This window comes from Marinomonas atlantica, from assembly GCF_001639725.1.
Taxonomy (GTDB): Bacteria; Pseudomonadota; Gammaproteobacteria; order Pseudomonadales; family Marinomonadaceae; genus Marinomonas; species Marinomonas atlantica.
The window spans coordinates 394,449-407,888 of sequence record NZ_LTAW01000002.1; the positions used below are offsets into that span (position 1 = coordinate 394,449).

General features: G+C 41.5%; 10 protein-coding genes. 6 read left to right on the forward strand and 4 right to left on the reverse strand.

Annotated elements, in window-relative coordinates; genetic code table 11:
• Positions 1-454 precede the first annotated feature (454 nt).
• Both AYW75_RS04595 and AYW75_RS04600 read left to right on the forward strand, forming a co-directional pair.
• Entirely contained in the window at positions 455-3,565 is a 3,111-nt protein-coding gene (locus AYW75_RS04595; RefSeq protein WP_067096025.1) for an EAL domain-containing protein, read from the forward strand.
• Between the two features lie 3 nt (positions 3,566-3,568).
• A complete protein-coding gene (locus tag AYW75_RS04600) occupies positions 3,569-4,204 on the forward strand; it encodes an HD domain-containing protein (protein ID WP_067096029.1) in 636 nt (211 codons plus the stop codon).
• Here the strand turns inward: AYW75_RS04600 and AYW75_RS04605 are convergent.
• Complete coding sequence (locus AYW75_RS04605) at positions 4,197-4,646, reverse strand: MarR family winged helix-turn-helix transcriptional regulator (protein WP_067096033.1); 450 nt, start codon at positions 4,644-4,646, stop codon at positions 4,197-4,199. The two genes, AYW75_RS04600 and AYW75_RS04605, sit on opposite strands and share 8 nt — an antisense overlap.
• A 54-nt stretch (positions 4,647-4,700) precedes the next feature.
• The gene (locus AYW75_RS04610) at positions 4,701-5,060 is read right to left on the reverse strand and encodes a Rieske (2Fe-2S) protein (protein ID WP_067096035.1); all 360 of its coding nucleotides are present in this window, start codon (positions 5,058-5,060) and stop codon (positions 4,701-4,703) included.
• A 114-nt stretch (positions 5,061-5,174) separates the two neighbouring features.
• Between AYW75_RS04610 and mrcB the strand changes: the two genes are divergently transcribed.
• Together mrcB and AYW75_RS04620 are read left to right on the forward strand one after the other, a co-directional pair.
• Positions 5,175-7,478: a penicillin-binding protein 1B gene (gene mrcB, locus AYW75_RS04615; protein ID WP_067096038.1), complete on the forward strand. Its 2,304-nt coding sequence runs from the start codon at positions 5,175-5,177 to the stop codon at positions 7,476-7,478.
• Positions 7,479-7,602: 124 nt separating this feature from the next.
• Positions 7,603-8,433: a substrate-binding periplasmic protein gene (locus AYW75_RS04620; RefSeq protein ID WP_082856391.1), complete on the forward strand. Its 831-nt coding sequence runs from the start codon at positions 7,603-7,605 to the stop codon at positions 8,431-8,433.
• A 70-nt stretch (positions 8,434-8,503) separates the two neighbouring features.
• Here the strand turns inward: AYW75_RS04620 and glgA are convergent, their stop codons facing one another.
• Positions 8,504-9,934: a glycogen synthase GlgA gene (glgA, locus tag AYW75_RS04625; RefSeq protein ID WP_067096041.1), complete on the reverse strand. Its 1,431-nt coding sequence runs from the start codon at positions 9,932-9,934 to the stop codon at positions 8,504-8,506.
• Positions 9,935-10,030: 96 nt separating this feature from the next.
• Here glgA and glgC point away from each other — a divergent pair, with 96 nt between their 5' ends.
• Entirely contained in the window at positions 10,031-11,290 is a 1,260-nt protein-coding gene (gene glgC / locus AYW75_RS04630; protein WP_067096044.1) for a glucose-1-phosphate adenylyltransferase, read from the forward strand.
• A 38-nt stretch (positions 11,291-11,328) separates the two neighbouring features.
• Here glgC and AYW75_RS04635 read toward each other — a convergent pair whose 3' ends face one another.
• On the reverse strand, positions 11,329-12,171 hold the full coding sequence (locus AYW75_RS04635; RefSeq protein ID WP_197478897.1) for a TraB/GumN family protein: 843 nt from the start codon (positions 12,169-12,171) through the stop codon (positions 11,329-11,331).
• Positions 12,172-12,469: 298 nt separating this feature from the next.
• On the opposite strand from AYW75_RS04635, the gene AYW75_RS04640 reads away from it, so the two are divergent.
• The gene (locus tag AYW75_RS04640) at positions 12,470-13,099 is read left to right on the forward strand and encodes a riboflavin synthase (protein WP_067096051.1); all 630 of its coding nucleotides are present in this window, start codon (positions 12,470-12,472) and stop codon (positions 13,097-13,099) included.
• The last annotated feature ends 341 nt before the right edge of the window (positions 13,100-13,440 follow it).

Consider the following 13,440-nt stretch of genomic DNA (forward strand, 5'->3'; position numbering starts at 1 on the left):
CTGCAAAAATGTACACCAACCTAATTAAAACGAAAACGTAAATTTATCGTAAGGCATTAATTTCTATGGAAAGTAACTCACTAGATATAGGAGTTTTGCTTGATGACTAAAATACGAAAATATAATTCTAATGATTGACCGATATCAGTTAAGTGTTTTGAGATAGATCTGAATGCTAAGTGATGCATTGTACTGTGTAAGCTTTTGCTAGAAACTGCTGTGTTACCCAAATGTAAAGGATTCAGTGTACATCAACCGAGGATAAGAAGGTTGTGGCATTTGATCGTTTACATTTGCCAAGCTTATCGTTTGATGAATGCTTAAGAGCTACTTACAGTTACTTGAGGGCAAGAAAATAGGACCCTGACATGAAGAGAGCACAATTCATTGATAGTAAAAGCAATACTTTGATTCAGTTTGCTGATTCGTATTCTTTTAATTAGGTGTTGCATACATGTTAAAACGGATTCTTTGCTTCCTTTGTATTGTTTTACCTTTGTTAGCTTATGGTGAACCAAAAAAACTAAATCTTGTTGTTCTATCCTACAACTCTGATGTTTCTACAGCTTTTTTGTTTCAGTCTATTATAGATGATTTAGCTGAGCGATTACCTAACTATGAAATCAAGCTGAAAGTTTCTAATGCTGAACATTTAGCGAGTACTATTACCCTCGATCAATATGATTTGATGTTGCTAGACCCTGTCCATTATTTGACGTTTCGTAGTAATGGTAGTTTAAGTGGTGCACTGCTGACGCTACAACGCGGATTTGAAGGGCAAACGACAAGCTTTATGGGAGGGGTGATTTTCACACGAAGTGACAACCAAAAGATAAGACTTGATAATCTTTATCAATTTTCTGTTGCTGCAACTGCCCCTGCTTTTTTAGAAAATTACATTGCGCAAGTTTATGAACTTAAGAAGAAGGGCTTTAATATTCCTTCTGTTGAGGCCCTAACAAAATATTCTGACGCTGAACAAGTGATTGATGCGGTGTTATCTGAGCGGCAAGAAACAGGTTTTGTGCGAAGTGGCGTGCTAGAAAAGTTAGTAGAAAAAGGACGAATAAAGTCGGATTCATATAACGTTCTAAATAAGCAAAATCTAGCAGGTTATCCCTTTTCTGTTTCTACAAGTCTGTTTCCTGAGTGGGCTTTTGTAGCTAAGGAAAATATTGATACTGATATTTCTCGTGAAGTGACTGCTGCGTTATTAAATATGAAGCTTGATCACAAACAATCCCAAGATTATGGGCTGTATGGCTTTGTGCCTTCTTTAGATTATTTACCTGTTGAACTGATGTTAAAAGAACTTTCGTTGCCACCATATGATGATGAAAATGTTGGTTGGGTTGATTTTCTGAAACGTTATGCCATGTACTTTCTGTTAGCAAATATGGTCGCTTTGTCACTCATATTTTTATCTTGGAATACGTTTAGACAAAACAAGAATTTAGCTCGATTGATTAAAAAAGAAAAGCAAGCTCAAGTGTTACTTGCACGCAGTAATAAACAATTGGATGCTTTACTAAGTAGCAGCCCAACCGTCATTTATTCTCTTGAACCAGAATACTACCAACTTAAATTTATTAGCAGTAATTGTTACCACTTGTACGCTAAAACAGCAGATGAAGTAAAATCCATTCGAAACTGGTGGCAGAAGTCTATTCACGATGATGATTTAATCAAAGTTTTGGCTACGTTTCGTCAATGGCGTGTCGATGGTTGCTTAGGCACTTTGATTCTTTCGTATCGAATCTCTCAGGGAGATGGCTTGATTTGGGTTGAAGATCGACTTCAAGCGCTGCGTAATGAAGCAGGGGACGTGACTCTTTTTGTTGGTGCTCATTCGGATGTCTCAGAACGGCATTTAAACGAAGAGCAGTTAGAACTTTGGGCCAGTGTGTTTGCCAATGCACGTGAAGGTATTGCCATTACGAATCCTAAGGGCGATATCCTTGATGTTAATTCTGCTTTTTCCAGAATTACAGGCTATAGCCGACTCGAAATCATTGGCCAAAATCCACGAATTTTAAATTCAGGACGGCAAAGTAAAGATTTTTATCAAGAGATGTGGCGTCAGATTGTCAATGCCGGTTTTTGGGAGGGAGAAATTTGGAATAAGCGCAAGGATGGTAGTATTTTTGCTCAAAACCTAACTGTTGTGGCTGTCAGCGATACTTCAGGAAACGTCAGCCACTATATATCCCTTTTTTCAGATATTACACGTCAAAAGCGTAATGAAGAGCAGTTAGAGCATATTGCTTATTTTGATTCGTTAACGGGGCTGCCAAACAGAACGAACTTAACCAATTCTCTTGATATCAAAATCAACAACTCTACTATTTATGGAACAACATTCGCTTTAGCCTTTCTAGATTTAGATGGTTTTAAAGAGGTAAACGACACATTCGGCCACGATACTGGTGACTTATTGTTAGTCGATGTGGCGCAACGTATGCGTGACACACTGGGTGGTGAAGGCATTGTCGCCCGATTTGGGGGGGATGAATTTGTTTTGCTGGTGCCAATTTTACAAAACTCTTCGGAAGTCGAACCAAAATTACAGTGTTTGTTAGTTGCATTAGCTCAACCGTTCAAAGTGTCTGGTGTAACGCTTCACATCAGTGCCAGTATAGGCGTGACTTTCTACCCTCAACATCGTGAGATTGAAGCTGACCAGCTAATTCGTCAAGCGGATCAAGCTATGTATCAGGCTAAAATTAGCGGTCGTAACCGATTAAAAGCGTTTGATTTGAGCCAAGAAGATATTCTAGTCGAGCAGCATCGCTTCTATGAGGAGTTGCAAGAGGCGTATGAGTTAGAACAGTTCCGATTATACTATCAGCCAAAAGTGAATATGCGTAGCAAGGAAGTGATTGGCTACGAAGCGTTGATACGCTGGCAACATCCAATCCGAGGTATTTTAGCACCTGCGGTATTTTTACCGGCTTTGACTAATCAGCCTTTGGAATTAGAAGTCGGTAATTGGGTGATAAAAACTGCTTTAGCACAGTTATGGCAATGGCAGCAGCAGGGCTATAAACAAACGGTAAGCGTTAATTTGGCAAGTTATCAGTTACAACAGAGTGGTTTTATTGCACAGATGAAAAGTCTGTTAGCGGGTTATCCACGTTCTGTTGCAGAGTCATTAGAATTGGAAATTCTTGAAACAAGTGCAATAGAAGACTTGGCAACTGTCTCTGGAGTGATTGATGCTTGCAAAGAAATGGGCGTCAAGTTGTCTCTGGATGATTTTGGAACAGGCTATTCAACTCTTAGTCACTTAAAAGAGCTGTCAGTGGACATTCTCAAAATTGATCATGGTTTTGTTCGCGAAATGTTAGAAGATGAAAATGATCTAGCTATTATTAAAGGGGTTATAGGCTTTGCTGATGCGTTCTCGTTAGACGTTATCGCGGAAGGTGTTGAGACGGCGGAGCATGCTAGGCGTCTTATTGAGCTAGGTTGTGAATTAGGCCAAGGCTATTACATATCACGTCCAATCCCGGCAGAAAAGGTATTAGAATGGTACGCTCAATGGCGACCTTTTGGTGATCAGTAAACTATGTATGAATTGAATGAACTAGAGAGATATTTTAAAACGTATGTTGTTAAACGAATGCAATCAGACAATGCTCATGATTTAGCTCATATTGAGCGTGTCGTTAAACAAGCAAAGCGACTTGCCGCAGACGAGGGCGCTGAGTCTACACTTGTGGTTGCTGCTGCGTGGCTACATGATGTTGTTAATTATCCAAAAGATCACCCTAATAGGTGTCAAGCTTCCTTTGACTCTGCATCTTCAGTTGAACCTTTTCTTAAGGAATTAGGGTTTGACTATTCGCAGATTACTGCGATCCAGCATGCTATTATTACTCACAGTTTTAGTGCTCAAGTGACGCCAAGAACACTTGAGGCTCAAGTTGTGCAGGACGCCGATCGACTGGATGCTTTAGGTGCTATTGGGATTGCTCGGTGTATGATGGTAGGAGGGCAGTTGTCTCGCTTATTATACGAGCTGGAAGATCCGTTTTGTTCAGAGCGTGAACCTAATGATTCAGAGTTTACGTTAGACCACTTCTACCAGAAGCTTCTGCGTTTAGAAGCCACATTCCAAACACAAGCTGGTCGAGCTGAGGCAGCGCGTAGAACACAGTTTATGCGAAAGTACTTGGAGCAGTTACGTTTCGAGATCAATTAGAAGATTTTTCATAACGTGCGAGGTTGTCTGCCATAACCATAGATATTTCAAGATATTGTTGAAGTTGTTCATCTGATAATCCTCGGGTCATGACAGTAAGCGCTTCTAAATCATAGCTTTCTAATGTCTTGAAAGACTGGGCTCCTTGCTGAGTTAATTCAATGAAAGAACTTCTCTTGTCTGCAGGGTTTTGCTTTTTGCGAACCATATTGTATTTTTCTAACTCTTTTATGAGTCGCGTTATTTGACCTTTATCTCTACCACAGCGCTGAGCAATCATAATGGCTGTAGAGTTTTCATTATCGTGGATCATTTTTAAAATAATGAAGTACAAAGGCGAAAGAGGCGTGCTGCTTTCTTGCATAGCAAAACGCATTGCATGTTTCAATCCAGAGATAATGCCAATTAAAGCAGTTTGTATATCGCGTTCAATGCCAGCCATAGAGAAGTCGTTTAGTCATTATTAATGAGATACTGCCAGAATATCAGATAAAAGTTAGGTACGCTGTTTCAATTCCTTAGATGTCGGCAGTAGGCAAAAAACGTCGTTGACCTCGGTAATGATAAAACGTTGTAAACGTTCGCCAAGACATGGGCCTGAAACGCATTCTCCTTTTTCGGGTGTAAATTGCGCGCCGTGAAATTGACATTCAATTAGGCTAAATGTTTCGTCAAAGCAATGGAAGCTGTCGTTTGCAATACGTTTATTCAAATGTGGACAAAGATTCTGATAAATAAAAAGTGAGTTATTCAACATAAGAGCAAGAAAATGCTGTGAATTGACGTCAAACACGTAACTTTGTTCATTTTTAAGAGCATGAATTGTGTCGTTCTGAATGTTAGATAGAACCAGCATATTGTATTTCCAGTTATCATTTTTATGAGTGTAAAGTGTATCGAGAATGCAAAGAAACGCCTATTGTTTAATGGCTGATTGCTGTCTTTACAGAGGCCCTTTATACTCCGCACTATGACTAATAAACCCTCCTCCGTTAAGAAAAAATCAGCACCAAAAAAGCGTGCCAAAAAAAGCAAACGCTTGCCTAAACGACTTTCTATTTGGCGTAGGCTGTTTAAGTGGCTGGTTATTCTCAGTTTAATTCTAAGTGTTCCCTTTAGCCTTTGGATATGGTGGCTAGATAAGCAAGTTGTCGCTCGTTTTGAAGGGCAGAAGTGGCAAGTGCCTTCGGAAGTATACAGTGCGCCTCTGGAGTTAACCGATGGTGCGCCTTGGCGTAAGCAAGACCTTGAGAAAGTTTTGGCTGAATACGGGTATCGCTTTGGTAAAAACAGCCAGAAGGTAGGGTGGGCGGCACGCAGCCAAACAAAAGTAAGTGCTCATTTACGTGATTATACCGATCATACAGGTTATCACCCTTCATCACGTCGAATTTTTTCGTTTGCAAACGGCCAGCTGCAAATTCAGGATGTCTCAGGTAAACGTTATCGTAATGCAGTGCTTGAGCCTCAAAAAATTGGTTACTTATACGGCGGTAATACAGAGAATCGTGACATTCTAACGTACGAACAGATTCCTAAAAGTTTGATTGAAATCCTGACGATTACCGAAGACCGTGAATTCTTTCATCACTTTGGTATATCGCCGACAGGAATTGCGCGAGCCGCTTTTGTTAATGTCACTTCTGGGAGTCGAAGGCAGGGGGGGTCGACACTGACTCAGCAGTTAATTAAGAATATGTTCTTAACCTCTGAGCGGACTTATACTCGTAAAATTACGGAAGTTTTTATGGCTTTGCTGCTTGAATATCACTACAGCAAAGAACAAATCATTACAGCCTATGTTAATGAGGTTTATCTGGCCCAAGAAGGTGATAGCGCGTTACATGGCTTTGCTGCAGCCAGTGAATACTTTTATGGACGACCACTGCACGAGTTGAATTTAGATGAACTGGCATTGTTAGTTGGTATGGTTAAAGGTCCCTCACTGTATAACCCCAGACGCAATCCAGAGCGTGCTAAACAACGTAGAAATGTGGTGATTGCTTTGCTGTTTGATCAAGGGAAGTTGACCGCGCGCAATGCCATCGCATTGAAAAAGCAACCACTCAGGCTGTCTCCGCCAGGAAAGCGCCGGTCTGTCTATGGTGATTACTTAGATTTGGTGTCGATGCAGCTAGAGCGTGATTTTGATCAAGCTACGTTGGCGACGAAAGACCTTAAAATCTATACCGGACTTGATATTCGAGCTCAGAAAGCTGCCCTTAAAGCGATGCATAGTCGTGTTTCTGCTTTGGTTCAGCAAAAGATGCAGTTGAAAGGTTTACAGGGAGCTATGGTTGTCACTGACCGTCATAACGGCCAAGTACGTGCTGTGGTTGGATCATCTGATAAGTATTACAGTGGCTTTAACCGTGCGTTAGGGGCTGTTCGCCCGATAGGCTCTTTGGTAAAACCTTCTATTTATCTTACTGCAATCGCCTCTGGGCGATATAATTGGTGGGATCGTATTCAAGATGAACCAAAACGTTTTAAGGTCGGCGACAAACTGTGGGAGCCGCAAAACTACAGTCGAACGGCTCATGGCGAAGTGCCGTTATACGAAGCATTAGCAAAGTCATACAATTTAGCGACCATTGATTTAGCCAGTAACTTAGGTTTCGATCGTGTAGCCGATACGCTACGGCAGTTGGGGGTCAAAAGACCTTTTACCATGTACCCATCTGTTGCTTTAGGGTCTTTAGAGCTTTCTCCATTTGAAGTTGCACGTTTGTATCAGCCGTTAGCCTCAACGGGTGAGAGTGCAGAGTTAGGTGTTGTGCTGTCTGTTATGGATCAAAATGGCAAAGTATTAAAACGATTTGATCGAAGCAGTGAAGTACCCTTTACTAATGAAGCGCTAGCGGTGACGTTAGCAGGGATGACAAAATCTCCTGAAATAGGGACAGCGCGAGCAGCTCAAGGTCAGTTGCCTTGGTTGAGGTTTGCCGCCAAAACCGGTACGACCAATGACCAGCGAGATAGCTGGTTTGTTGCGGTTACCGATGATTTTTTAAGTACCGTATGGCTTGGCCAAGATGATAATTCTCCCATGAATATAACTGGTAGTTCGGGAGCTCAGTGGGTTTGGATTGACTTTGCTAAGGCGTTACCACAGAGGTCGCTGCCCAAGGCGCTTCCCCGAGGAGCGAGTTATTATCATGTGACACTGGACGAATTTGAAATAGCTGCGGATCGTTGTAAAGAAAAGGTCGAGCTTCCTTTTATTGAAGGGACTCAACCTAAATCATCGAGCTCATGTTTTTGGTTCTTTTGAAATTAGAATTAAATATGGAATTGTAATTTACTGATATATATGCTTTTCTTTGGTGAAGTATAGGCTTGCTTGAGTTTTAAAAGAAGCGAGCAGTGACCACAGTCGAAGAAGTGAAGTGCTTAGAATGAAAAAAATACTAAATGTAAAAAGCACCTTAAAAACTATTTTGGCGCCTGTTGCTTTTTTAGGACTACTCCTAAATCCTATGTCTGGTTTTGCGGAGGAAAATGTCATGCGGTGCTCTGCTATGACTGCGACAGGTAATCCCGAATACCCCCCTTTTTTGTGGCAACAAAGACAAACTGGCCAGCTTCGTGGTGCTGTTGCTAATTTGATGGGAAGGCTTAGTGAAAAGATAAATATCCCGATTAAGACTATTTATGTTGGTCCTTGGTCTCGTTCTCAGCAAGAGGTCAGAAGTGGTCGCATTGATTTGATGGCGGGTGCTTTTTATACATCAGAGCGTGCTGATTACATGGCGTATTTTGCTCCGGCAATGATGTTTACGAAAAGTGTGGTATGGCAGTCTAGTCGTCGCAAATTCGACTATCAAAAGTGGTCGGACTTACGTAACAATTGGGGTGTTACGGTTATTAACAACAGTTTCGGACAGGATTTTGATGACTACGCGAAGAAACATTTAAGCTTGTTAACAGTTGCAAGTTTAGAGCAAGCGCTTTCAATGCTTGATGCAGGTCGTGCTGATTATGTCCTATATGAACGCAGTCCAGGAGTGGCCTATGTTCAGCGTATGTCGCTGAAGGGGCTTGTTGAAGCCGTAGAGCCGGCTGTTAGTAGTGAGGGGCTGTTTTTAGCCGTATCAAAACTCTCGCCATGTAATACACCTGAAATTAAAGAGCGTATTGCTACTGCACTCAGAGAATTAGTCGATGAAGGTGTCCCACAGGATGCACTTGTTAGTGCGATGTCAGAATGGGCGAGTAATACGAGATAGTGCTGTTTTTTTAGATTGGGTTTTGGCTATTAAAAAGCCGAAGCATTTGTTTGCTTCGGCTTTTTTGTGGCTAGTTAATTAAAGATTCATAGAGATTAATCCACTGTTCAGTAACACGCTCCCAGCTATGATCTTGTGTCATGGCTTGTATTTGCAGAGTACGCCAAGTTGATAAATCACTAAAAGCTACTAACGAGCGATCTATTGCAGACCTTAGGTCTTCCGCTGTTGCATGGTTAAAAACAAAACCATTAGCATGGTGGCCTTCCTCGAATACTGTGTCTGCAAGCCCTCCTGTGCGCCGAACGATAGGTAATGTTCCATATTTTAGCGCATAAAGTTGTGTTAGGCCGCAAGGTTCAAAGCGTGATGGTATCAATAGCATGTCAATTCCCGCTTGAAGTCGATGTGAGTACGCTTCATCGTAGCCTATGCGTATACTGACTTGATCCGGGTATCGTGCTTGCAGGTCTAAATATTGTTGCTCAAGTCCCTTGTCGCCAGAGCCTAATAGAATAAACATTGCGCCTTGCTTTAAGGCTGGTTCAATTGCAGCAGGAATTAAATCTAATCCCTTTTGCTCCGTTAAACGACTAACGACTCCAAATACAGGGATATTAGGGGATTCCGGTAGGCCATTTTCACGCTGTAACGCCAGCTTGTTTTGCTGTTTATTATCTAAGGAATGTAAGTCGTAATGTGTATGAATGAATGGGTCGATACTTGGGGACCACTCATTGTAATCTACGCCGTTTAATATACCTGACAGTTTGTTACTTTGCGCTCGTAGCGTGCCGTCCAAGCCATCTCCATACGTAGGTGTGAGGATTTCATGGGCATAAGTAGGGCTAACGGTTGTGATCGCGTCAGCAAACACTAAACCTGCTTTTAGCGATGAGTAGCGGCCGTAAAACTCCATACCATGAATGGATAACAAATCATGTGGTAAGCGTACTTCATCAAATCGCTCAATTGGAAAGCTACCGTTGTAACGTAAGTTATGCACTGTTGTTACGATGGGAGGATGATTTAAACGCCATGCCGCTAAGTAAGCTGCAGCATAGCCTGTTTGCCAATCATTTAAGTGCAAAAGGTCTGGTTGCCACCCAATTAATGTCCCATGCTGAGTAATAAGGGCGCATACCCAGGAAAATGCTGCAAAGCGTATATCGTTGTCGCCGAAATCTTGACCATAAATATCTAAATACGGGCCTGCATCTCGTTCGAATAAGTTTTGGCACTGAACTAAATAAATGGGTGTGTTTGAATCTGCTAATTGTGTCTCTAGCAAAATCAGGTCTCCGCAGCCAAAAGGGTTACCTAAATTAGTACTGTTTTTCACAGGAGGGAGTTTTTCAAGTATACCCTGATATGCTGGCATTATGAGTTTAACGTCAATCTCTTTGCTGCGTAAAGCCACAGGAAGCGCGCCTGCAACATCTGCAAGACCGCCAGTTTTAATGAGTGGATGGATTTCAGATGATGCAAACAGAATTTTCATAATTTTTTTTTCATATTGATTTAGTAATATGACCAGAGTATACCTAATAAAAGCCTAATGTAGTGTAGGGCTCGGATAAAAAAGTAAAGGTGATATATGGATTTGAATGCCGCACGTATGAACACTCTTTCGTTAATTTTAGCGGGAGGAAGAGGGTCTCGACTGAAAGATCTAACAGACCATCGATCGAAGCCAGCGGTGCCGATTGCTGGTAAATACAAGATTATCGACTTTCCTTTATCCAATTGTATTAATTCAGGGATGAGAAAAATTGCTGTGCTGACGCAGTATCGTTCGCATACGTTAAATCAGCATGTGCAAAGAGGCTGGAACTTTTTACGTTCTGACTTTAACGAATTTATTGAATTGTGGCCGGCGCAACAACAAACAGGTGAAGAGTGGTATCGAGGTACAGCCGATGCGGTTTACCAAAACTTCAAAATGATTGACGAGCTTAATAGTGAATATGTACTGGTTTTAGCGGGTGATCACGTCTACCGCCAAGATTACAGTGTAATGTTACAAGAGCATATCCAAAACAATGCTGATGTAACAGTTGCTTGTATTGAGGTGCCTGTTAAAGAAGCTGATCAGTTTGGCATTATGCATGTAGACGAAGATGACAATATCATTTCCTTCGAAGAGAAGCCTAGTAATCCTCCGACGATGCCAGGAAATCCTGAAGTTTCGCTTGCAAGTATGGGGATTTATATTTTTAGTACTCAGTTCCTACGCGATAATTTGATGAATGATGCTCAGGATTGCCAGTCTAGCCATGACTTTGGTAAAGACCTGATCCCTATGTTTGTCGGTCGCTCTAAAATAAAAGCACATCATTTTGCTAACAGCTGTATTCCTAACGAAAGTTATCCTGAAAGTCCATATTGGCGTGATGTTGGTACTCTGACCGCTTTTTGGGAATCCAATATGGATTTAACCAAGTTGGTTCCTGAACTGGACCTTTACGATGAGTCGTGGCCTATTAGAACGGCGCAGTATCAAAGGCCTGCTGCAAAATTCAATTACAACTATGAAGAGCGGATCGGTACGGCGCTCAATTCTGTGGTTTCAGCTGGTTGTATTGTTTCAGGATCAACGGTTGAACAGTCGATTTTGTTTAATAATGTGCGAGTCAATTCCTATTCTTACGTTAAGAGGTCTGTGATTTTACCTGGTTGTGATATTGGACGTCACTGTCAATTGACGAACGTGATTGTGGACTCAGATACTAAGTTACCACCTAATCTCATTATTGGCGAAGATCCTATTGCGGATGCAGAGCGGTTTTATCGTAACGAAGATGGCATTGTTTTGGTGACTCAGAAAATGATAGATAAGCTTCTTAAAACAGAGTAGATGAAATGATAAAGTCTGTTTGAACCTAAAAGCCCTACTTAGTTAGGGCTTTTTTGTGCAGACTTAGTTTTGAACATCGGTTGAACGTAGAGCCCTTTTTGTTCAAGTTCTTTAATGATGCTGTTAGGGCCGCTTAAATGTAGCGCACCGACCACTATGAAGGTGGTTATTGGTTGTCTTTCCGCTTGTCCGACATAGATGTTAATCACATCAGCCATACGTTTGTTTCTATGATCTAGTAAGGACTCCATCATAGGTTTCAGTTGTGGTGTATTCAGTACATCTTGGTAGACAAAATGGTAGAGTCCATCGGCATCCGCTTGTCGCCAGTATGAAGTCATCTGTTTCATATAGTCGACATCATTCATTTGCTCGAGACTGGTCGTCAACATGGCTAACTGTGCTGAAAAAGGAGCATCTGCAATGGCATTAATCTGTTGTTGAAGAGTTTCGATTTCAAGAATGGGTAGATTTTTCTGTTTAGCCTGTTTTAAGAAGTGCATATCAATCCCAAGCTCAGACTGATATTGAGAGTTTTTTAGTTGAGCTTGGGTGAGCTGTTCTACTAGCATCCATGGGCGTAAGTGGACAATACGCTCATATTGTGAACCATTTTGCTCGGCAAAGGCTTTTAATTGTATTGTTTGGCTCTCCGATAAATAAGATTCGATGGTGACGCCTTTTGGTAACCACATTTTTGATTGTATTAGGCGGGCTGATTTTTTTGGGTGCAGCTTTTCGGGATCCAGTTCAACTACAATTCTATCTGCTTCTGAAAAGGCTTTTTCGTAGGCTTTTGGAAGAGGGTAGAAGTCAGGTGTTAATGCGTGAATTGAGCCGACTAAGTAGACTGTGGCGGCTTTGTGCTGCAGCTTCCACATGAATGGTTGATAAGAGGATGCGAATGCTGATACTTGTACTATGACTAGCAGCGCGATAAAGATACACTTTAAGAAATAGATAGGAGAGCGCATAGGGATAAGGTGCTTAATTATCATGGAACAGAGAAGGATTATCCACGATGGTTGTGGATAACCCATGTAGAGACTATGTGATAACTCCCTCAAAGCCTTATCATGCCTGCTTTGAGGCGGTATAGTATATAAATTCTTCACTCACGTAGAAATTATGCCCCAAAATATATTCAGGGGCTTAAATGATCAAACAGAGGTTTGGGTTATGTTTACCGGTATAGTTCAAGGTATGGCGGAAGTGCACTCTTGTCAAGAAAATGGTCGCAACCTAATTCTTGAAGTGGCTTTTCCTCAAGGTACGATGCTTCAGCAACAGCTGGGTGCTAGTGTCGCCATCAACGGTGTCTGTTTAACTGTGGCGAAAATTGAAGGGGATGTATTGACGTTTGATGTCATTGATACAACTCTGAAACTGACTAACATTGGTAAGCTTAAGCCTGGTTCACAAGTTAATTTCGAACGTGCTGCTCGCATGGGTGATGAAGTTGGTGGGCACGTGATGTCAGGTCATATTATGACAACGTTATCGGTCCGTCACGTAGAACAAATAGAAGAAAGTTTCCATATTCGCTTTTCTATTGATAATCAACAAGTGGATGCTCGTCGTTATCTGTTTGATAAAGGCTATGTGGGATTAAATGGCGCTAGCTTAACAATAAGTGCTATTGGGAATGATTGGATTGAAGTTTCTTTGATACCAGAAACACTTCGTTTGACTACTTTTGGCCTTTTGCAGGCGGGTGATGTGGTGAACCTTGAAATCGATGCACATACCCAAGCAACAGTAGATACCGTTGAGCGGGTGCTAAAGCAACGAGGCATTGTTCTACCGTAACGTAAATACCATGGATATGGCGTGAAAACATTGAAATAAATGGAGTCTAGCGCTTTATTTCGGTAGAATGCGCGCCATATTTTGTCCTGAGAACCTGTTTATAAGTCATTTATTGCAACGTGAAGGTTAGCCTTCAATGGTTAGACGCAGTCTAACCATGTAGTTGACTTATCAACAGGTACTCTTTTAAAAATCGCTTTCTAAGTGTGAGTTTAAAGTGTCGAACAACCTAAAGCACATCCGAAATTTTAGTATTATTGCCCACATCGATCACGTATAGTTTTTCCCTCCTTTTTATTCTTCCCGTTTCTACCCGCTATGCCTTGCTATTCCTAGCTTTC